This window comes from Streptomyces sp. NPDC043738, from assembly GCF_056436545.1.
The window spans coordinates 15,655-35,962 of sequence record NZ_JBWKCJ010000041.1 but is presented as its reverse complement, the minus strand read 5'-3'; the positions used below and the strand labels follow the sequence as shown (position 1 = coordinate 35,962).

The following is a 20,308-nucleotide window of genomic DNA, read 5'->3' as shown; positions in this document are numbered from 1 at the left end:
GGCCTGTTCCGATGGGCCGGGCCCGGGGCGTCCTTGCTCCCCGGGCGGCCGGTCAGTCGTCCGTCTGCCGCCGCTCCAGCGTCTTGGTGACGTTCACGAAGCCGCTCCGCTGGGCGATCAGTTCGCCGTTGCGGACGACCTGGTAGGTCACCATGGCGTTCACGATGCGCGGGAAGTCCTGGACGGCGAGCATGTCGTCCTCGCGCCAGCGCAGCTTGGGGGTCAGGCCGCCGGTGTCGACGGCGCGGTCGCCGCGGTCCAGCGTCGTCTGCAGTCCGCGCGAGGTGATGTCCTCGACGCCCTGGTCGTCGAGCTCCTCGATCAGGGCGCGCAGGACGGTGTAGGCGATCCAGGTCGTCTGGACGCCCTGGTCGGCGGGGTCGACGCGGTTGTCCTCGAAGGCGAAGTCGTTGATCACCTTGCGCATCGGATTCCAGCGGGGGTCGTCGGCGACCGGGTACCAGCCGGTGATGTCGGCGCCCTCCAGCGGCCCGGACATACCGCCCGTGCGGTTCAGCAGGGACTGGCCGACACTGCCGAGCACGGAGGCGACCCGGACCTTGGGGCTGTCCTCCTGGAGCCGGCGGAACGAGTCGAAGAACGCGTCCGTGTGGTCGCCGAGCGCGGCCGCCACACAGGCGCCCGGCGCCTCGCCGCCCGCCTCCGCCTTGCCGTAGACGGCCGGGTCCGCGCCCACCTGCTCAAGGGCCCGGGTGACCTCCGCCGAGTAGTCGGTGCCGTCCTCGGGGGCCTTGATGTCCTTGGCCGGCTTCCGGCTGCCGCTCTGCAGACCGGAGTTGAGCAGTGAGGGCATCTGGTCGCCCTGGATGGTGTCGGGGCGGACCAGGGCCACGTGCCGGCAGTCGCCCGCCAGCTGGCGGCCGTTGCCGGCGAGCAGGGAGGCCTGGCCGCCGTTGACGGGGTAGGACAGCGGGCTCTCGAACTCCTCGTCGGAGGCGCCGTAGCCGCCGATGAACGGGATCCCCTTGACCTCCAGCGGCGACATGATCTGGCGGCCGAACTGGCTGTAGGAACCGACGACGGCGATCGCGCCCTGGCTCACCGCCCGTTGGGCGCACTGCGCGGCGGCCACCGAGTCGTTGCGCTCGTTGCAGGTCAGCACCCGCAGACGGTGTCCCCTGATGCCGCCGCGGGAGTTGACCCAGCGGGCGTATGCCTGCGCCATGGCCGGCATCCCGGGCATATTGGTCGCCTTGGTGTCCTGGGGCGCCCAGGTCATCACCGTGATCGGCTCCTTCTCCCCGGAACCCCCCGATCCGGGGAGGGAGCCGCAACCGGAGAGTAACGACGCGATGGCCGCCGTACTTGCCACCACCGAAGCGATCGCGACCGCGGGAGCGTGGCGCAGGGGGCGGGAGGAGGAGCGTCGCCGTCCGGTCATGGCACCGCAGCCTTCCGTCCCGGCAGGAACGTCCGAGTGACGAAAGAGCAACGGCCGGTGACGTGGAGGTGAACTCCGGGGGGCCGCGGGAGATCAACAGCGAAGAACGTACGATCGAATACTGTGCAAGGTTCGGAGAAGTCTTCCCGTCGCGGCCGCCGCTCGACCACCATGGGCGGCATGCCACTCAACGACATGCCGTGGTGGCGCTGGCGCAGCAATGTGCGCTCCGCGCTGCACATGCTCTCCGACCCCGTGTTCCATCAGGAGACCTGGCTGGCCGGCCGGCCCGGATACGGGGATGTCACCGACGCCGTCTACCGGCTCGTCGAGGACACCTGGCTGGACAACTGGTCCGCCGACAAGTACATCGGCACGATCTTCCGCGACGCCCAGGAGGCCCAGCTGGTCGACGTCGCCGTTCTCCGGGTGCTGCGGATCATGCACCAGGTCGGCGCGGACGCCCCGGTGACCGCGTACATGGCGCACCAGGGCTGGCCGGAGGCCGTGCGGGCGGCCCGTGAGGCCCATGTGCGGCTGGCGGCGGCGGACGGCGAGGACCCCGACGCCGCGCCCCGCTCGCTGGAGGTGCTGGCCATCATGACCGGTCAGGCGGACGCCCCGGCCTGACCTGCTCCGCGGGTGTGCGACCCTATGAGGTCATGAGAGAGCGAAGCGAGCGAGTCATTGAAGGGTGCGCGTCGAGCGAATGCGAGACCGAGTGCAGCGAGGTTTCGGCATGAGCGAGTCGCAGCCCACCCAGTCCGGTCAGCACGGCCGGAACGATCAGTACGTCCTCACGCTGTCCTGCCCGGACAAGCAGGGGATCGTGCACGCCGTGTCCAGCTATCTCTTCATCACCGGCTGCAACATCGAGGACAGCCAGCAGTTCGGTGACCACGACACCGGACTGTTCTTCATGCGCGTGCACTTCAGCGCGGACACGTCGGTGAGCGTGGAGAAGCTGCGGGCCAGCTTCGCGGCGGTGGGCGACTCCTTCGGCATGGACTGGCAGATCCACCGGGCCGACGAGAAGATGCGGGTCGTGCTGATGGTGTCCAAGTTCGGGCACTGCCTCAACGACCTGCTCTTCCGCTCCCGGATCGGCGCGCTGCCGATCGAGATCGCGGCCGTGGTCTCCAACCACACGGACTTCGCCGAACTGGTCGGCTCGTACGACATCCCCTTCCACCACATTCCGGTCACCCGGGACACCAAGGCGCAGGCCGAGGCGCAGCTGCTGGAGCTGGTGCAGGCGGAGAACGTCGAGCTGGTGGTCCTCGCCCGCTACATGCAGGTGCTCTCCGACGATCTGTGCAAGGCGCTGTCCGGCCGGATCATCAACATCCACCACTCCTTCCTGCCGAGCTTCAAGGGCGCCAAGCCGTACCACCAGGCCCACGCCCGCGGCGTGAAGCTCATCGGTGCCACCGCGCACTACGTCACCGCGGACCTCGACGAGGGCCCGATCATCGAGCAGGAGGTCGAGCGCGTCGGCCACGAGGTCACGCCGGACCAGCTCGTGGCGATCGGCCGGGACGTGGAGTGCCAGGCGCTGGCGCGGGCCGTGAAGTGGCACAGCGAGCGCCGGGTGCTGCTGAACGGCAGCCGCACGGTCGTCTTCGCGTAACAGCCGGAATACCCTCCGCGCCGGAATACCCTGCGCGCCGGAATACCCTCCGCACCGCTCACGTTGTGGCCCCGAGGGGGCGCTCGGACCCCCTACGGGACACGTTCGACCGCCCCTTACGGGCACCGCCCCTTACGGGCAACCCGCCCCTACCGGCGAGCCCCAGGGCCTGTCCGATGGGGCAGGCCCTAGAGGCGGGACAGCGACGCGGTGGCGAACAGGACGTCGCGGATCGCGTCGCGTTCGCCGTACTGGCCCGCGGCGGCCTCCTCGGGGGAGATGTGACCGGCGGCCAGCTGGCAGAACTCGTCGCTGTCCAGGGCGATGTGCGCGACGGTGTGGTCCGGTGTGCCGAGGGCGGCCGGCGAGTCCAGCGCTATGTACCAGTGCCCGCCGCCGTTGCCCTCGACCTCCAGATGGAGCGTCCGGCCCGGGGCGCCCGCCTCGACCAGCCGCTGCGGCGGCGATGCGAGCCCGGCCCGGCGGCGGTCGGCCAGTGCGCTGGGCAGCAGCCGGGCGGCGAGGTCGACCATGCGGTGCAGATGCCCGGCGGCCGGGGGCTCGTACGGATAGTCCACCGCCTCGGCGATGTCGCCGGCGTGCACCCAGCACTCGAAGGCGCGGTCCAGGAACGCGTCGCGCAGCGCGAGCTGGAAGTCGCCGTAGGGCACGGCGAGTTCGGCGACCTTGCCGCCGGCGAACGACACCTGCCTCATCAGCGAGTAGCTCTGGTCGCGCCACGGTCCGTGGGTGGCCAGCGGGCTCTGGGCCGTGTCGGCGGCCCGCCAGAACGTCTCCGTGCGGATGAGGGGGTTCGGGGCGCCCGGCGGGGCGGCGGTGCCGAGCGGGTCGGGCAGGCCGAGCGCCGTCGCGACCAGGCCGTCCACCGCCATCAGATGCCCCATGACACCGGCCACGGTGGTCTGCCGCTCCACGGGCCGCTCGCCCTCGAACCAGCGCAGCCGCACCGGGGCGCGCCACTCCGCCTCGCCCATGTCGCGCAGCAGCGCGTCCAGTTTGGCGGTCTCCGCGTCATACGGCACCGCCCACTCGGGCACCGGGATACGGGCCGGCCGGCGGCCCAGGCAGCCCTCCAGAACCCGGGAGCGCAGCAGCGGATCCAGGTCGAGGCTGTCGGCCGGATGCAGCAGTCCGACGGCGTCACGCAGCCGCAGCGCCTCGTCCGCGCAGGAGGCGCAGTCGGTCAGATGCGCCTCCACGGCGGCGGTCTCCTCGGGGGAGCAGGCCGCCAGTGCCCAGGCGCCGAGCAGGGACTTCAGTACGCGGTGCGGCGGGGCGGGCGCCGGTGTGGGGAGCGGGGCGGGTGCGAGGGCGGGGTCGGTCACGGGCTCGGCTTCCGGTTCGCGCGGGGCGTTCGCGCGCGGGGAGTCTTGGCGGGGGACGGCGCCCGCGCCGGGATCGCCTGCCGGATCGCCGGCGGGTGCGGCGGGCGGGTCCGGGAGTGGGCCGCGGTCCTCGGCGGCGGCGCGCGGTCCTGGTATCCGCGGCCGTTCACCGGGGCCGCCGGGCAGTTCGCGGCCGTCCCACTCGCCGGGGCCGTTCACAGTGCCCGTCCGCGGCCCGGGCCGGGCGGTGAAGTGGAGCCGGGGCCGCTGTGCCGGGCGTGCGGCGACTGCGGCAGGCGGGGTGCGGCGGACGTGGCGCGTACCGCGCTCGACGCGTAGGTGGTGCGGTGGGCGGGCGGCAGGACCTGGTGGTTGTGGGCGGTGGACAGCAACTGCAGGCCCAGGCGCAGCCGGCGGCGCGCCTCGTCCTCGGTGACTCCGAGGTCGGCTGCGGTCTGGCGGTAGTCGCGGCGCTGGAAGTACGCCAGCTCCAGCGCCGCGCGCAGCGGCGCGGGCATGGACGTGACGATGTAGTCGGCGCGGGCCGCCGTGGAGGCCTCGCGGATCTTCTGCTCTATCTCGGCGGGCGCGGGGGCGTCCTCGCCGCCGTCGCGCGCCGAGGCGGCCTCGGTCTGGCGCAGCCGTGCCACGGCCTGATGGCGGGTGATGCCGGCGACCCAGGAGCGCAGCGGGCCCTGCTTGGGGTCGTAGGTGTCCGGGTGTTCCCAGATGTAGCCGAAGACTTCGCGGGTGATGCGGTCGGCCGCGTCCTCGTCGTCCAGGACGCGGTAGGCGAGGCTGTGCACGAGCGAGGCGAAGCGGTCGTAGAGCTCACCGAGCGCGGCCGCCTCGCCGCGGGCGAGCCGCTGCTGCATCCGCCTGTCCCACCGCGGTGGCGCGTCGTGTCCCATCGGACCCCCATCCCTGCCCGTCGCCTGCAGGCTCACACCTCAGTCGTCACTCCTGCACACCTCTTGCCCAGATCTGTGTGCACGGTCACAGATTTCGCCGTGTCATCGAATGTAATGCGCGGGTCCGACAATGCACGCTCCTTTGCGGCAAACCGAACCCTGAAGGGGACGCGGGTGGTAAAAGCTGACGGCCGGAGCCCTTGCCGGGCGGGGGCCGATGCGTCCGGCGGCGGCCGCCGCCCGGCGTGGCGCGACGCTGGTGCCGGTGCGGGAATCCGCTCGATCGGGGAGCGTTCACGCTCGTATGAGGTGATCTGTTATCCGGGTGTGATCAGGTGGCGGCGAATCGCCCCCGTCTCCTGGGCATAGCCTTGGGTGGCAACGGCTTGTTGCGCCGCGGACGCGCCAAGGATTCGTCAGTGTTTCAGGGCATCGAGGCCGGGCAGTCGAGCCGGGGAAGGATGAGTTTCGGACGCAACCGGACACATCCAGTCCGAAAGCGAGCGAAAGGCTTCGAGCGCGTGTCGTTGAAGGTGGCAGAGGACGCACAGGGCCCCTGGGCCGTACTCCAGGTCTCCGGTGAGATGGACCTGGTCACGTCGCCTGCGGTGCGCCAGCATGTGCACGATGCGGTGGCGGAGGGCCGGAGATCGCTCGTACTCGATCTCTCCGAGGTCCGGTTCTGCGATTCCAGCGGCGTCGGCGTGCTGATCGCCGCCCGCCGGCTGATGCGCTCCTGCCAGGGGCGGCTGCGGCTGATCCTGCCCGCGCAGGGCGCCGTCGACGGCTCGCACGTCAACCGGGTGCTCGCCGCGCTCGGCGTCCGCCGGCTCTTCGAGGTCTACCCGGACCTGCACACGGCCGTCGACGAGGCCGCCGCACCGCTCTCCGCCTGACGCGACCGGGCCGCCCGCTCCACCCGGTCCCGCAGCGCCCGTGCACCACGCCACTCCCCGCCCGGCTCACCCCGCCGCGAAGGGGAACTCCGCCCGTACGACGAAGCCGCCGTCGGAGGTGTGGCGCGCCTCCAGCGTCCCGCCCAGACTCTGCGCCCGCTCGCGCAGCCCCACCAGGCCGTGGCCGCCCCCCGGAAGCGCGGGGACCGTCGCCGTCGCGTCCGGCGGCCCGTTGCGGATCTCCACCCGCAGCCCCGGCGCCGTACGGGCCGCGTCCGCCCCGGCCTCCCCGTCCGCCTCGCCCGAGGCGCCGCGCCCCCCGCCGACGGCCTCCACGGGATCGACCCGCACCCGCACCCGCGCCCCCGGCGCATGCTTGCGCACGTTGGTCAGCGCCTCCTGAACCGTACGGAAGGCGGCCCGCTCCACGGTCTTCGCGCCGCTCGCCCCGGCCACCACACCGCCCTCGTACGTCACGTCCAGCGCGCTCATCTCGATCAGCCGCGGCAGCTCCTCCAGGTCGGGCTGCGGCGCCAGACCGTGCGCCTCGGCCGCCACACCGCCGTCCGCGCGCAGCACGCCGACCATGTGCCGCAGCTCCTCCAGCGTCCGCACGGACAGCTCCCGGATCGTCCGGGCCCCCGCGCGCGCCGCCTCGTCCTCCGTACTGACCTGCACCGCCCCCGCCTGCAGGCTGATCAGGCTGACCTGGTGGGCCACCACGTCGTGCATCTCCCGGGCGAGCCGGGCCCGTTCGGTGGTCTTGACCCGGTCCGCCAGCAGCCGGTCCTCGCGGCGCAGGCTGCGGGTCAGGTCCTCGACGCGGGAGGCGAGTTCCCGGCGGGTGCGCACCAGCAGGCCCAGGACGATCGGCGTGGCCGAGGTGACGCAGGCGTCGATCAGCACCAGGGTGTTCTCGCGGTACGCGGTGAGCTCGAAGTCGGAGATCGGATACGGGAAGAAGTGCGCGGCGATCAGCAGCACCGCGCAGATCCCGAGCCGCGCCCGGCCGGGCCGCCGGGCGGACAGCGTGTAGAGCGCGATCATCGGCGCGAACCAGATGTAGCCGATGTACAGGCCGGGAAGGGTGACCAGGAAGACCGGCAGCGGGAAGCGGTGGCGCAGCAGCAGGGCCGCCGCGGCCACCACCGACACGCCCAGCTCCAGGGCCAGTTCCAGGCCGTTGACCAGCACCGCGTCGGCGATCGCCAGCAGGACCGGCACCACCACCAGAGCGATCGGGCGCGCCCGCCGCCCCCACGTCCCCCGCGACAGCGCCCGCCAGGCCGCCGTCCCCCGGGCGAGCAGCCGCCCGCCGCCCGCCGCGCTCACCACGCCCCCCGGGGTGCGCCGCTGACCAGGCCCGCGCGGTCGGCGACGATCGCCGCCTGGATGCGGTTGATCCCGCCCAATTTGCCCAGCAGGGCCCGTACATGGTCCTTGACCGTACTGGGGGCCAGCCCCATCCGGTCGGCTATCTGGGCGTTGCCCAGCCCCTCGCCGAGCAGGGCGAGCACCTGCGACTCCCGCGGCGTCAGTCCGCTGACCGCCCGTGCCGCGGCGGCCTGGTCCTCGGCGGTCAGATAGCCGCCGATCACCGCCCGCGTCACCCCCGGATCCAGCACGCTCCCACCCGCCGCCAGGGTGTGTACGGCCCGCACCAGTTGTTCCGGGTCGGAGTCCTTGAGCAGGAAGCCGGCCGCGCCCTCGCGCAGCGCCGCGGTCAGGTACTCCTGGGCGTCGAAGGTGGTCAGCATCGCCACGGCCGGCGGGTTCGGGGCGGCGCGCAGCCGGCGCAGTACGGTCAGCCCGTCGACGTCCGGCATCCGGATGTCGAGCAGTACGACCTCGGCCGCGCAGCGCAGCACGGTCTCCACGGCCTCCGCTCCTCCGCAGTCCGCGACCATCTCGATGTCCGGGGCGGTGCCCAGGATCATCCGCAGTCCGGATCTGACCAGCCGCTCGTCGTCCACCACAGCGACACGGATCACCGGCCGCCCCTTTCTGATTCCTGCTGCTCCACACCCATCCGAGTCCGCGGAACCGCCCGGCGCTGCGCGACTCCGTACCCCACCCGCGCGGGCCCGCCCTTCGACGGACCCTCACCCCCGCCGAGCGGCGGGGGTGAGCCCGCGACCTCGGGAGGATGCCATGAGGAGCCCCCCACAGGCAGAGTGGTCCACATGCTGCACCACTGAAGAGGCCACAAGCCCAGGACGCGTTGCAGTTCACATCGGCGGCCGCCGCGACCCCCACACGCGGCGGCCGTCTTTGGCGTGCGGGGGCGGTTCGGAGGGGGATCTCCCCCGCACCGCCCAAATGCCCGCCCAAGGCCGGCGTACGGCCCCCGGGCCCCGCCGGCCCCTCTTCCCCCACGGGCCTTAGAAGCGCCCCGTCCGCGCCGTGCGTAAGCCCTCCGCGAGCACCCCGCCGTACGGACCGAAGCCGCGGCCGGTCGCCAGCACCACCACCGACGTCATGGCCGCCAGTCCGTAGGCCGTGGTCGCCATGGACAGCGCCCCCTCGGTCGTCTCGAAGGACCGGTTGAAGAAGTCGGTCACGGTCAGCCAGACCACCGTCCGCACGGTCAGATACAGCTCGACCGCCGCGAACAGCAGCAGTGCCCCGCGCACGTCGCGCCGCCCGCGCAGGGCCAGTGCCCCGAGGACCAGCAGCGTGATCACCGAGGCGATGGTGGTGAACTCGGTGGACGCCGCCAGATCCAGCGTGCCCAGGACGGAGCCGTCGACCGCGCCGCGCAGATAGTGCGCCACGTCCGTTCCACTGCTCGTCAGGGCCCGCACGGTCCAGCCGAGCCGGGCCAGGCCCATGAACAGCAGCAGGACGCCGCAGATGCGCGAGGAGCGGCGCCAGGACGCCCCGAGGCCGGTGCGCCGGCGCTCGCCGGTCCGTCCCTCCGCGGCCGGGAGCAGTACCGCCAGCACGACCAGCGCCACCACCAGCCCCAGCCCGCGGGTGGCCAGCGCCCAGCCGCCCAGCTCGTCGTGGGCGTACTGGGTGCGGTAGCCGGCGTCGAACAGGCCCACGGCCTCCCGCAGGGAGACGGCGAGCAGCAGCGCGGCGGACAGCAGCGCGGCGGAGCGCGCCACCCGCCGCCGCGCCAGCGCCAGCCCCGCGGTCACCGCGAACACGACCGTGAAGGACCACTCGTAGGGGCCGAGCACCTGGGACATGGGCGAGGCGCCCGGGTTGAACAGCCCCTCCAGGAAGTCGAAGACGGTGCCGTCGCCCTGGGCGATGCCGTAGACGATCCAGGCGAGCAGCGTGCCGGCGTAGAGCGCCAGGCACAGTCCGGTCGCGAGGTAGGCGCCGCGGTGCTCGGGGGCGGCCCGTCCGGGGTCGGTGCCCGGTCGGACGTCCACCGTTCCGCCGTCCTGCATCACCATGGCCGACCCCCGCTCCGCCTCTCGCAGCCGCCGCACCGGCCCGTCCCGTACGGATGCCTCACTGTGTCAAGGACGGTGACGGAGCCGGTGGAGGTTCCACCCCGTGTGTCGGAGGGGGTGATTCGTGCCTTCAGCGCACCTGGTGCGTCGTTGCCGCGATGAAGTCCCGTATGCCCTGGCGGGTGGTGGCCCGCAGGTCCGTGAGGGCCTCCCGGTCGCCGACCCGGTGCAGTTCGGTCACCGCCGCCATCACCCGCTCGGCGCGGTCGAGTATCCGCGGGTCGTCGGTCACCATCTGCGCCCGGAACATGGCTTCTTGGGCCGTGGAGCGGGACTTGTACACCTCCTCGCGCAGCTGCGGGGAGTCCTCGTCGCAGGGGTCGTCCTCGTGGAGCACGAACCAGCGGTGGACCAGGACCCGGCGGTAGTCCAGCAACGCCCCCGCGTAGGCGCAGTACGCGTCGATGCGCTCCTGGCGCAGTCGCTCCGCGCGGGCGAACCGCTCGCTGCGGTCGGCCGCCCGGCCCTGGAAGAGGTGGGTGATGCCGGAACCCAGCAGGGTGCCGACGACGGCCACGACGCTTGCGACGACTGCCTCCATGCGAGCAGTGGACCACAGCGGTCCAGGTCAGCGGCAGGGTGCGGTCCGTGAGGCCGACTGCGTGGGTGCCGCCCCCCTGGGGCGGGTGGCGGTGCGGCAAGATGGAGCCATGGGGATCTTCGGGGGCGAGGGCCGACTGATCGGTGGCCGGTACCGCCTGGGAATACGGCTGGGCCGCGGCGGCATGGGCACGGTCTGGCGGGCCACCGACGAATTGCTCGGGCGTCAAGTCGCGGTCAAAGAACTGCACTTGGACGAGGAGACGGACGGGCCCGAGGCCCGGGTGCAGCGCGAGCGGGCGATGCGTGAGGCCCGGACCGTCGCCCAGATCAAGCACCCCAATGTGATCGTCGTCCATGACGTCGTCGAGCAGGACGGCCGGCCGTGGATCGTGATGGAGCTGGTGGAGGGCGCGTCGCTGGCCGACCGGTTGCACAGCGGCGGACCGGTCGCCCCGCGTGAGGCGGCGCGGATCGCCGTGGCGCTGCTGGGTGCGCTGCGCGCCGCGCACACCCGCGGGGTGCTGCACCGCGACATCAAGCCCGCCAACGTCCTGATGGAGTCGGGCAGCGGCCGGGTGGTGCTCACCGACTTCGGCATCGCCCAGGTTCCCGGCGTCGCCACGCTGACCGACGCGGGCGGCTTCGTCGGCTCGCCCGAGTACACCGCGCCGGAGCGGATGGCCGGGCGCGGCGCCGGCCCCGAGGCCGACCTGTGGTCGCTCGGTGTGCTGCTGTGCGCCGCCCTCAGCGGCCAGTCGCCCTTCCAGCGCGACTCGCTGGGCGGGGTACTGCACGCCGTCGTGTACGACGAGATCGAACTCCCCGAATCCGCCCGCCCGTTGCAGACCGTCGTCGGCGGCCTGCTGGAGCGCGATCCGGAGCGCCGGCTGGGCGTGGCCGAGACGGAGCAGCTGCTGCGCGGCTATCTGCAGTCGGGCCGCGTCCCCGGACGCGGGGCGGGCGGACTGGGGGGCTTCGGGCCCGGTCGCGGCCCCGGGGCCGTGGCCGCCGGCCCCCTCGCGGCCCCGCCGCCCGGACCGGGAGCGCACGCCGCCTCCTACGACGGCCCCGACGGCGGGCTCGCCGGCCAGCACCCGCCCAGTGAGGATCCCCTGGGCCTCGGTGCGACGCCCCGCTCCTCGCCCGGTTCCGGCCCGGGCCGTACGCCGGCCGGTGCCGGACCGCCCGCCGGCCGTACGGGCGGCCGCACGCCGGGCATGCCGATCCGCGACGCGCTCGACGAGCGGGCGCTGGCCGCCGCCGCCCGCCCGCACACCGGACGCACCCGCACCGCGCTGCTCCTCGCGCTCGCGGTGGTGGTGATCGGCGGCGCCGGCGCGGGCATCACGGCCCTGCTGATGAACCAGGCCGGCACCGACGACGACGGCGGTGGCCGGGCCGGCCGCCCCGGCCACTCCCAGCAGGCCTCGCACGACGAGCCCACGAAGAAGCCCGGCACGCCGAGGCCCACCGCCCCGGTCACCTCCGCGCCCTCGTCCGGCACCGCCGAGCGGATCCCCGCCGGATACAGCCTGGTCCGCGACCCGGTCGGCTTCGCGCTCGCCGTCCCGGACGGCTTCACCCGCTCCTACGAGAACGACCGGGTCTACTACTACTCCCAGGGCAAGCGGTTCCGGATCGGCGTCCAGCTCCAGCGGCGGGTGCCGCAGGGGCCGATCGGCGCGATGCGCACGGCGGACGCGCGGGGCCCCGCCGACTACCGCGGCTACCGCCAGGGCCAGGTCACCGAGACCACCCACAACGGCCTGCAGGCCGGGCTGTGGGAGTTCGTCTGGGACGGCAGCGCGGCGGACGGCGGCTCGCGCTACACCTACGACCTCAGCTGGGACGAGGGCGGGAAGATGATCGACGTCTGGATCTCCTCGCCGGTCGCCTCGCGCACGGAGGCCAAACGCCACTTCGACACCGCGATCGACGCGTTCCGGCTGACCGGAGCCTAGAGGGCGCAAAAGGTCCCGCCGGCTGCGGACGCGATGCCGAGGCTCCCGGTCGTCCCAGACCAGCGCCCTTGTGGCCAGCAAACACTGGCGCGATTGTGGGCGCCGCGTGAAAACCTATTACTGCCGGGTACACAAAGCGTCCGAGGAGGAATACGCTCGCCCGCATGACGGACTCGCAGGACACCGGAACATCCCCCGCGCTCGGCTCCGCTCGCGCGGGAGGGACCCCCATCTCCGCCGCCGTCGGGGCACCCGCCGAAGCTCCCACCGCCGGCGGGGGAGGCAACCCCGTCGCGCCGGCTCCGGCCGGCGCCCGCACCGCCGCGGACGTGGTCACCCCCGAGGTCGCCGCCCGGCTCACCCGCGCGGTGGTCGGCAGCGGGCGCACGGCCAACCACACCCCGTTCACCGGCGAGAAGCTGGCCGACCTGCCCGAGTCCACCCCCGAGGACGTCGCCACCGCCTTCGAGCGCGCCCGCGCCGCCCAGGAGCGCTGGGCCAAGGTCCCCCTCAAGCAGCGCGCCGCGGTCCTGCTGCGCTTCCACGACCTGGTGCTGCGCCGCCAGGCCGAGGTGCTCGACCTGATCCAGCTGGAGACCGGCAAGGCGCGGCTGCACGCCCACGAGGAGGTGCAGGCGGTCGCCGTCGCCGCCCGCCACTACGGCCGCAAGGGCCCCGCCTACCTCAGGCCCAAGGGCCACACCGGAGTCGTACCGACCCTCACCAAGGTCACCGAACTCCGCCAGCCCCGCGGCGTCGTCGGGCAGATAGCCCCCTGGAACTACCCCTTCGAACTCTCCGTCGGCGACGCCCTGCCGGCCTTCGTCGCGGGCAACGCCGTGGTGATGAAGCCCGACACGGAGACCGCGCTGACCGCGCTGTGGGCCCGTGAGCAGCTCATCGAGGCCGGGCTGCCGGAGGACGTCTGGCAGGTCGTGATCGGCGAGGGCCCGGTGGTCGGCCCCGCCGTCGTCGAGCACGCCGACTACGTGTCGTTCACCGGCTCGACCCGGACCGGCCGCGAGGTCGCCCAGGGCGCCGCCGCCCGCCTGGTCGGCGTCTCCCTCGAACTCGGCGGCAAGAACGCCATGCTGGTGCTGAAGGACGCCGATGTGGACAAGGCCGCCGCCGGCGCCGTGCGCGGCTGCTTCTCCTCCGCCGGCCAGCTGTGCATCTCCATCGAGCGCCTGTACGTCCACGAGTCCGTCGCCGACGACTTCCTGGAGCGCTTCGCCGCCCGCACCAAGGCGATGCGGCTGGGCAACTCCCTGGCGTACGGCGCCGACATGGGCTCGCTGGTCGGTGAGCGCCAGCTGGAGACCGTCACCCGCCATGTCGAGGAGGCCGTCGCCAAGGGCGCCGTGCTGGTCGCCGGCGGCCGCCCCCGCCCCGACATCGGCCCGCTCTTCTACGAGCCGACCATCCTCGACGGCGTCCAGGCCCCGATGGCCGTCTGCGGCGAGGAGACCTTCGGCCCGGTCGTCTCCGTCTACCGCTTCAGCGACGAGGACGAGGCGGTGGCGCTCGCCAACGCCACGCCGTACGGCCTCAATTCCAGCGTCTGGTCCAAGGACGGCCGGCGCGGCCGCGCGGTCGCCGCCCGGCTGCGCACCGGCACGGTCAACGTCAACGAGTCGTACGCCGCCGGCTACGGCAGCGTCCAGTCCCCGATGGGCGGCATGGGCGACTCCGGCCTGGGCCGGCGCCACGGGTCCGAGGGCATCCTCAAGTACACCGAGGCCCAGACCGTCGCCCACCAGAGGCTGATGCCGCTGGCGCCGTCCTTCGGGATGACCGACGAGAAGTACGCCCGGTTCATGACCCGCAGCCTGCGCGCGATGAAGGCGCTGCGCCTGAGGTGAACGGCCCGCGGTAGCCCAGCCACCCTCCCGCACCCTCGGCTCCGCCCGGTCGGGCGGGAGGTTCCCCCATCGACTTGCAGGGAGAGCCAGTGCCCCAGGAGAACTCTGCCCGGAACGAGAGCAAGGCGTCCGAGGCGTCCGACGGCTACGACTACGACGTGCTCGTCGTCGGCTCCGGCTTCGGCGGTTCGGTGTCGGCCCTGCGGCTGACCGAGAAGGGCTACCGGGTCGGCGTCCTGGAGGCCGGCCGCCGCTTCACCCGCGAGACGCTTCCGAAGAACTCCTGGGACCTGAAGAAGTACCTGTGGGCGCCGGCGCTCGGCCTGTACGGCATCCAGCGCATCCACCTCCTGGGCAAGGTGATGGTCCTGGCGGGCGCCGGGGTCGGCGGCGGTTCGCTCAACTACGCCAACACCCTCTACGTCCCGCCGAAGGCGTTCTTCGACGACCCCCAGTGGAAGGGCATCACCGACTGGCAGGCGGAGCTGAAGCCGTACTACGACCAGGCCCAGCGGATGCTGGGCGTGCGGCTCAACCCGACGATGACGCCGTCCGACGTCCATCTGAAGGCGACCGCGCAGGCGATGGGCGTCGGCGACTCCTTCCACATGGCGCCGGTCGGGGTGTTCTTCGGGGACGGCCGGGACGCGACGGGGGAGGCGAGGGCCGAGCCCGGCGCGGAGGTCGCCGACCCCTACTTCGGCGGCGCCGGTCCGTCCCGCAGGGCGTGCACCGAGTGCGGCGAGTGCATGACGGGCTGCCGGCACGGCGCGAAGAACACCCTCAACGAGAACTACCTCTACCTCGCCGAGCGGGCCGGGGCCGTCATCCACCCGATGACCTCGGTCGTCGCCGTCACCGAGGACTCCCGTGGCGGCTTCGCCGTCAAGACGCTGCCGACGGACAACAAGAAGAAGGGCGCGGCGAAGACGCTCACCGCCCGCCGGGTCGTCCTCGCGGCCGGCACCTACGGCACGCAGACCCTGCTGCACCGCATGAAGGACAGCGGGCTGCTGCCGTACCTCTCGAGCCGGCTCGGCGCGCTCACCCGCACCAACTCCGAGGCGCTGGTGGGCGCGCAGACCGACGACCGCCGCTACCGGCGGCGGCACGGCGCGGCGAAGGCCGACTTCACCCGGGGCGTGGCGATCACCTCGTCGATCCACCCCGACGACAACACCCACATCGAGCCGGTCCGCTACGGCAAGGGCTCCAACTCGATGGGGGGACTGACGATCCTCCAGGTCCCCTACCGGCCCGCCGGGCGGGTCGCGGGCTGGCTGGGCAACATGGCCCGCCACCCCGTCCTCGCGCTGCGCTCGCTGTCCAACCGCCGCTGGTCGGAGCGGACCATCATCGGCCTGGTGATGCAGTCCCTGGACAACTCCCTGACGACGTACCGGAAGCCGAAGGGCCTGGGCAAGGGCCTGCTCACCGCGCGCCAGGGGCACGGCGCCCCGAACCCCAACCAGATACCCGAGGCCACCCGGGCCGCGACGCTGCTGGCCGAGGAGATCAACGGCTTCGCGGGCTCCAACGTCGGGGAGCTGATGGGCACCCCGCTCACCGCGCACTTCCTCGGCGGCTGCCCGATCGGCGACTCGGCGGACTCCGGCGTCATCGACCCCTACCACCGCCTCTACGGCCATCCGGGCATCTCGGTCGTCGACGGCGCGGCGGTCTCCGCCAACCTCGGTGTCAACCCGTCCCTGACCATCACCGCGCAGGCCGAACGCGCGATGTCCCTGTGGCCCAACAAGGGCGAGGCGGACCCGCGCCCCGCGCCGGGCCGGGCCTACCAGCGGCTGGCCCCCGTCGAGCCGCTCCGCCCCGCCGTTCCCGCCAAGGCCTTCGGCGCGCTGGACCTGCCGTTCCTGGCCGTGCCCGCGGTGCCGCCGAAGAAGTCCCCGACGTGAGCGACGCCGCCGACGACGAGGGGCCGCACCCGATCGCCGGGTGCGGCCCCTCGCGTCCGCTACCGCCGCTGCTTACGCGGCCGCGGCGCCGGAGGTCTTGCGACGGCGGACGGCGAAGACCGCGCCCGCGCCGACGGCCATGGCGACCCCGCCGACCAGGGCGATGGTCGGCAGGGCGGAGGAGGAGCCGGTCTCGGCGAGCTTGCCGGTGACCGGGAGGTCCTTCAGGTCGCCCTGCGGGGCGGGCTTGTTGCCCTCGTGCTTGCCCGGCTTGCTCTTGGCCGGCGGCACGCTGCCCGGCTTGCTGCCCGCGACCAGGACGTCGAAGTCGTACTGCGAGACGTCCGAGAAGCCGCAGACGTCGTCCTCGTTGTGGTACGCGCCGATGGTGAACGCGAAGCCGTAGCTGCCCGGGGTCTTGGCGTCGACCTTCAGGCGCAGCTTGGCGTCGGCGTACTCACCGGGCTTGAGGCCCTCGACGGAGGCGAAGTAGCCGTCCTCGTCGGTGATGGACTCCCAGGTGCGCGAGTCCTCGTCGTACCACTGCACGGTCAGCAGCTTGGAGACGTCGTCGATGGTGTCGGTGCTGATGGCGCCCAGCGCGACATACGCGTCGACCGACTTCATCGCCTTGTCGGAGGTGTTGGTGGCCCGGAAGGTGAAGTTCTTCCAGCCGGAGCCGGCCACGACCTTGCTGGGCAGGCCGCGCAGCTCGGTGCTGATCGCGGTCTCCTCCGACTGCTTGGCGCAGGTCGGGTCCTCGTCGGGGTCCTCGGTCGGCTTGGCGGTGGGCTTGGCCGAGGTGGACGGCTCGGGGGAGCCGGTGGGCTTGGTGTCGCCGCTCGGGCTGGCCGGGGCGGTCGGCTCGACCTCGTCGCCGGTGCCGGTCTCCGTACCGGTCTCGGTGCCGTCGCCGGTCGTGGTGTCCTCGCTCGGCGCGGTCTCCTCGCCGGCGGCCGGGGTCTCCGGCTGCGTGGTGGGGGCCTCGGGCTGGTCCGAGCCGCCCGGTGTCGGCTCGGCGCTCACGCTGGTCTCGGTGTCGGCACCGGTCGCGAACGCGGCGGGGGCCGCCATCAGGGCGGCGGGGGCTATGACAGCCGTCGTGGCGGCGGCCGTCAAGGCACGGCGAAGCTTCATCGAGAAGACCTCTCGGGGTCCAAAGTGCCCTCGATGGGCACAAGTTGGTGGCGGGCCGTCGCGGTGGGGCGCGGGATGGCCGTGCGATTGCACGTACATGACCGGCCATGGCCAAAAAAGGTTGTTCGCTTGAACGAGATTTTCGCCGTGACGCCGATCACATGTCTCACAGCCGTCTCACAGGAAACACACAGCCGCCGCACGGGCCGGCCCGGCGGCACTCGCGCGCCCTGCCCGCGCCCGCATAGCGAAGGGCCCCGGATACCATCCGCGAGGGGGGTGCGGACGGCCACGGGGCCCTTGGCTTTCGGTGCCGGCGTCAGGGCAGCGCCGGCACCGACGGGCGGCGCTGGGGGGGGGGGTAGCGCCGCTGGCTCATAAGTGGTGCTTGATGGTGCGCGTCCCCGGTGGTCGGACCAGTGGCGGTGCACAGGTCCGTACTTACCGGGAGCGGTAGGTCGTTCGTCAAGCATCGTCCTGGATACGCCTCACCTGGCGCAACCGTTTCGACCGGATGCGGTCGGTCCCGGGCGTCCCCAGGACCGACCACCCCATCGGATGTGACCGGGCTGCTGTCCCCTGCTGACCGGCCACGGCTCCGGAACGAGGTCCCACGACGCGGACCGCGGCAAGCGGCCGGTGTCTCATCGTTCCGGTCTTCCGCCCGTGGGGCGGCGTCTACGCGTAGTCCTGCAGGCCGCGCCTGGCTGGCGTGGCACCGGGAACAACGAAGCCCCGCGGCGGCCGGTCACGCGCCGTACGGGTGAGTCGGCAACCGAACTCAGATCCGGCAGCTGCGCCGGGCGCGCGCTCCCTTGCCATGCGCCCGCCCATACTCCACTCGCCCGCCGAAACCTACCGAACACCGATCAAAACCGGCCACCTGGACCGACGGCGTGAACCGGCCACGGAGCCGACGGCGTGAACCGGCCACCGGGCCGCCCGGAGCGGCCCTGGCGCCGGCCCCCCCCCCGGAGCGGGCGCACCCGGCCCGGCGCGCCCCCGGCCGGCGCACCTCAGATCTGGCCCCGGGACAGCTCCAGCAGGGTCATCGCCAGCGCCGTGCCCGGCTTGCCGAGCTGATCGCGGTAGTGGGCGAGGATCTCCATCTCGCGGGTGAGGTTCACCCGCCGCCCGCCGGAGGTGATCCGCTCGCGCTGGATGACGGCCGAGACGGCCATGCGCTCCTGCACGAGGCCGATGATCCGGCCGTCGAGGTCGTCGATCCGGCGCCGGGCGTCGGTGATGATCCCGGCCGCCTCGGGGGTGCGCGCACCGGTGTCGGGGGCGGCGGGGGCGGTGGCGGCGGTCTGGGGGCTCATGTCCGTGTCTCCTGGGGTGAGTGGCCCCGGGGCCGACGACCGGTCCGGACAGACGCAGACGCCCCGGACCTTGTCGGCCCGGGGCGCCTGGGAAGTTTGCTCGTCAGTGGATCAAGCAGCACGACCATGGCAGCCGGACGGGCCGGTGCCATAGGTAAAGACGAAGGTCAGCTGCTTGGACATGGCGCTCAGTATGAGCCCGTTAGAATCGAAAGTCCAACCCCGCTCCACACCGCCGGAAGGCCGCCGAAGTGCCCACAGCGCCCCCTGCCGCTGCCCCGGACGTCGTCCTCGTAGTCGACTTCGGCGCACAGTACGCCCAGCTCATTGCCCGCCGCGTCCGTGAGGCCCGGGTCTACAGCGAGATCGTGCCGTCCACCATGCCGGTGGCCGAGATGCTCGCCAAGAACCCCAAGGCGATCATCCTCTCCGGCGGCCCGTCCTCGGTCTACGCCGAAGACGCCCCCTCCCTCGACCGTGCGCTCTTCGAGGCCGGCGTGCCGGTCTTCGGCATGTGCTACGGCTTCCAGCTCATGGCCACCACCCTCGGCGGCACCGTCGACAACACCGGCGCCCGTGAGTACGGCCGTACCCCGCTGACCGTCTCCCGCACGGCCTCCACCCTCTTCGAGGGCACCCCCGCCGAGCAGTCGGTGTGGATGTCCCACGGCGACGCCTGCTCCGCCGCCCCCGAGGGCTTCACGGTCACCGCGTCCACGGACGTGGTGCCGGTCGCCGCCTTCGAGAACGACGAGAAGCGGCTCTACGGCGTCCAGTACCACCCCGAGGTGATGCACTCCACGCACGGCCAGCAGGTCCTGGAGCACTTCCTCTACCGCGGCGCGGGCATCGAGCCGAACTGGACCACCCACAGCGTGGTCGAGGAGCAGGTCGCCGCGATCCGTGCGCAGGTCGGCACCAAGCGCGCGATCTGCGGGCTGTCCGGCGGCGTGGACTCCGCGGTCGCCGCCGCCCTCGTCCAGAAGGCCATCGGCGACCAGCTGACCTGCGTCTACGTCGACCACGGCCTGATGCGCAAGGGCGAGTCCGAACAGGTCGAGAAGGACTTCGTGGCCGCCACCGGCGTCCAGCTGAAGGTCGTCGAGGCCGAGGAGCGCTTCTTGAACGCGCTGGCCGGGGTCAGCGAGCCCGAGCAGAAGCGGAAGATCATCGGCCGGGAGTTCATCCGGGTCTTCGAGCAGGCCCAGGCCGAGCTGGTCGCCGAGGCCGGCGCCGAGGGCGAGGAAGTCGCGTTCCTGGTCCAGGGCACGCTCTACCCGGACATCGTCGAGTCCGGCGGCGGCGCGGGCACCGCCAACATCAAGTCGCACCACAACGTCGGCGGGCTCCCCGACGACATCGAGTTCGAGCTCGTCGAGCCGCTGCGCAAGCTGTTCAAGGACGAGGTCCGGATGGTCGGCACCGAGCTCGGCCTGCCCGACGAGATCGTCCACCGCCAGCCGTTCCCCGGCCCCGGCCTGGGCATCCGCATCGTCGGCGAGGTCACCAGGGACCGCCTGGACCTGCTGCGCGAGGCCGACGCCATCGCCCGCGAGGAGCTGACCGCGGCCGGCCTGGACCGCGAGATCTGGCAGTGCCCGGTGGTCCTGCTCGCCGACGTCCGCTCGGTCGGCGTTCAGGGCGACGGCCGCACGTACGGCCACCCGATCGTGCTGCGCCCGGTCTCCTCCGAGGACGCCATGACCGCGGACTGGACCCGTATGCCCTACGAGGTCCTGGCCCGCATCTCCACCCGCATCACCAACGAGGTCCCGGACGTCAACCGCGTGGTGCTGGACGTGACCAGCAAGCCGCCGGGCACCATCGAGTGGGAGTGACCTCCCCTGTGACCTCCCGGTGATCCACCGCTGATCTCCGCCGGGTCGCCGATCCCGCCGCCGCTCGATCATCCGAG

General features: G+C 72.8%; 16 protein-coding genes. 7 read left to right on the top strand and 9 right to left on the bottom strand.

Annotation, left to right across the window (positions count from 1 at the left end; all coding sequences use genetic code 11):
* Nucleotides 1–52: 52 nt before the first annotated feature.
* Nucleotides 53–1,402 (bottom strand): ABC transporter substrate-binding protein, encoded by a 1,350-nt coding sequence (locus AC0680_RS34730; protein ID WP_478636891.1) that lies wholly within the window; start codon nt 1,400–1,402, stop codon nt 53–55.
* Between the two features lie 171 nt (nt 1,403–1,573).
* Between AC0680_RS34730 and AC0680_RS34725 the strand changes: the two genes are divergently transcribed.
* Together AC0680_RS34725 and purU are read left to right on the top strand one after the other, a co-directional pair.
* On the top strand, nt 1,574–2,032 hold the full coding sequence (locus AC0680_RS34725; protein WP_384425153.1) for an SCO4402 family protein: 459 nt from the start codon (nt 1,574–1,576) through the stop codon (nt 2,030–2,032).
* A 109-nt stretch (nt 2,033–2,141) separates the two neighbouring features.
* Complete coding sequence (purU, locus tag AC0680_RS34720) at nt 2,142–3,032, top strand: formyltetrahydrofolate deformylase (RefSeq protein WP_478636889.1); 891 nt, start codon at nt 2,142–2,144, stop codon at nt 3,030–3,032.
* Nucleotides 3,033–3,220: 188 nt separating this feature from the next.
* Here the strand turns inward: purU and AC0680_RS34715 are convergent, their stop codons facing one another.
* Both AC0680_RS34715 and AC0680_RS34710 read right to left on the bottom strand, forming a co-directional pair.
* The gene (locus AC0680_RS34715; protein ID WP_478636887.1) at nt 3,221–4,597 is read right to left on the bottom strand and encodes a zf-HC2 domain-containing protein; all 1,377 of its coding nucleotides are present in this window, start codon (nt 4,595–4,597) and stop codon (nt 3,221–3,223) included.
* Nucleotides 4,594–5,289: an RNA polymerase sigma factor gene (locus tag AC0680_RS34710; RefSeq protein WP_478636885.1), complete on the bottom strand. Its 696-nt coding sequence runs from the start codon at nt 5,287–5,289 to the stop codon at nt 4,594–4,596. The genes AC0680_RS34715 and AC0680_RS34710 overlap by 4 nt, the downstream gene beginning before the upstream one ends.
* A gap of 521 nt (nt 5,290–5,810) precedes the next feature.
* Between AC0680_RS34710 and AC0680_RS34705 the strand changes: the two genes are divergently transcribed.
* The gene (locus AC0680_RS34705) at nt 5,811–6,185 is read left to right on the top strand and encodes an STAS domain-containing protein (RefSeq protein WP_384425161.1); all 375 of its coding nucleotides are present in this window, start codon (nt 5,811–5,813) and stop codon (nt 6,183–6,185) included.
* Between the two features lie 66 nt (nt 6,186–6,251).
* Here AC0680_RS34705 and AC0680_RS34700 read toward each other — a convergent pair whose 3' ends face one another.
* The 4 genes from AC0680_RS34700 to AC0680_RS34685 all read right to left on the bottom strand — a co-directional run bounded on the left by AC0680_RS34700 (nt 6,252) and on the right by AC0680_RS34685 (nt 10,193).
* A complete protein-coding gene (locus AC0680_RS34700; protein ID WP_478636934.1) occupies nt 6,252–7,517 on the bottom strand; it encodes a sensor histidine kinase in 1,266 nt (421 codons plus the stop codon).
* Nucleotides 7,514–8,176 (bottom strand): response regulator, encoded by a 663-nt coding sequence (locus tag AC0680_RS34695; protein WP_478636883.1) that lies wholly within the window; start codon nt 8,174–8,176, stop codon nt 7,514–7,516. The genes AC0680_RS34700 and AC0680_RS34695 overlap by 4 nt, the downstream gene beginning before the upstream one ends.
* 390 nt (nt 8,177–8,566) lie before the next feature.
* A complete protein-coding gene (locus AC0680_RS34690; RefSeq protein ID WP_478636881.1) occupies nt 8,567–9,592 on the bottom strand; it encodes a hypothetical protein in 1,026 nt (341 codons plus the stop codon).
* Between the two features lie 130 nt (nt 9,593–9,722).
* The gene (locus AC0680_RS34685; protein ID WP_478636880.1) at nt 9,723–10,193 is read right to left on the bottom strand and encodes a hypothetical protein; all 471 of its coding nucleotides are present in this window, start codon (nt 10,191–10,193) and stop codon (nt 9,723–9,725) included.
* A 109-nt stretch (nt 10,194–10,302) separates the two neighbouring features.
* On the opposite strand from AC0680_RS34685, the gene AC0680_RS34680 reads away from it, so the two are divergent.
* From AC0680_RS34680 to AC0680_RS34670, 3 genes are all read left to right on the top strand, one after another.
* Nucleotides 10,303–12,156, top strand: coding sequence for a serine/threonine-protein kinase (locus AC0680_RS34680; protein ID WP_478636878.1), 1,854 nt, complete (start codon nt 10,303–10,305; stop codon nt 12,154–12,156).
* Between the two features lie 164 nt (nt 12,157–12,320).
* Nucleotides 12,321–14,018 carry a succinic semialdehyde dehydrogenase gene (locus AC0680_RS34675; RefSeq protein ID WP_478636876.1) on the top strand — a complete coding sequence of 566 codons (1,698 nt, stop codon included), beginning with the start codon at nt 12,321–12,323 and terminating at the stop codon, nt 14,016–14,018.
* An 89-nt stretch (nt 14,019–14,107) separates the two neighbouring features.
* Nucleotides 14,108–15,934, top strand: coding sequence for a GMC oxidoreductase (locus tag AC0680_RS34670; RefSeq protein WP_478636875.1), 1,827 nt, complete (start codon nt 14,108–14,110; stop codon nt 15,932–15,934).
* Nucleotides 15,935–16,006: 72 nt separating this feature from the next.
* On the opposite strand, the gene AC0680_RS34665 is transcribed toward AC0680_RS34670, so the two are convergent.
* Complete coding sequence (locus tag AC0680_RS34665; RefSeq protein ID WP_478636873.1) at nt 16,007–17,071, bottom strand: LAETG motif-containing sortase-dependent surface protein; 1,065 nt, start codon at nt 17,069–17,071, stop codon at nt 16,007–16,009.
* Nucleotides 17,072–18,087: 1,016 nt separating this feature from the next.
* Nucleotides 18,088–18,393 carry a chorismate mutase gene (locus AC0680_RS34660; RefSeq protein ID WP_468981882.1) on the bottom strand — a complete coding sequence of 102 codons (306 nt, stop codon included), beginning with the start codon at nt 18,391–18,393 and terminating at the stop codon, nt 18,088–18,090.
* Nucleotides 18,394–18,644: 251 nt separating this feature from the next.
* Here AC0680_RS34660 and guaA point away from each other — a divergent pair, with 251 nt between their 5' ends.
* On the top strand, nt 18,645–20,231 hold the full coding sequence (guaA, locus tag AC0680_RS34655) for a glutamine-hydrolyzing GMP synthase (protein ID WP_478636871.1): 1,587 nt from the start codon (nt 18,645–18,647) through the stop codon (nt 20,229–20,231).
* Nucleotides 20,232–20,308 lie beyond the last annotated feature (77 nt).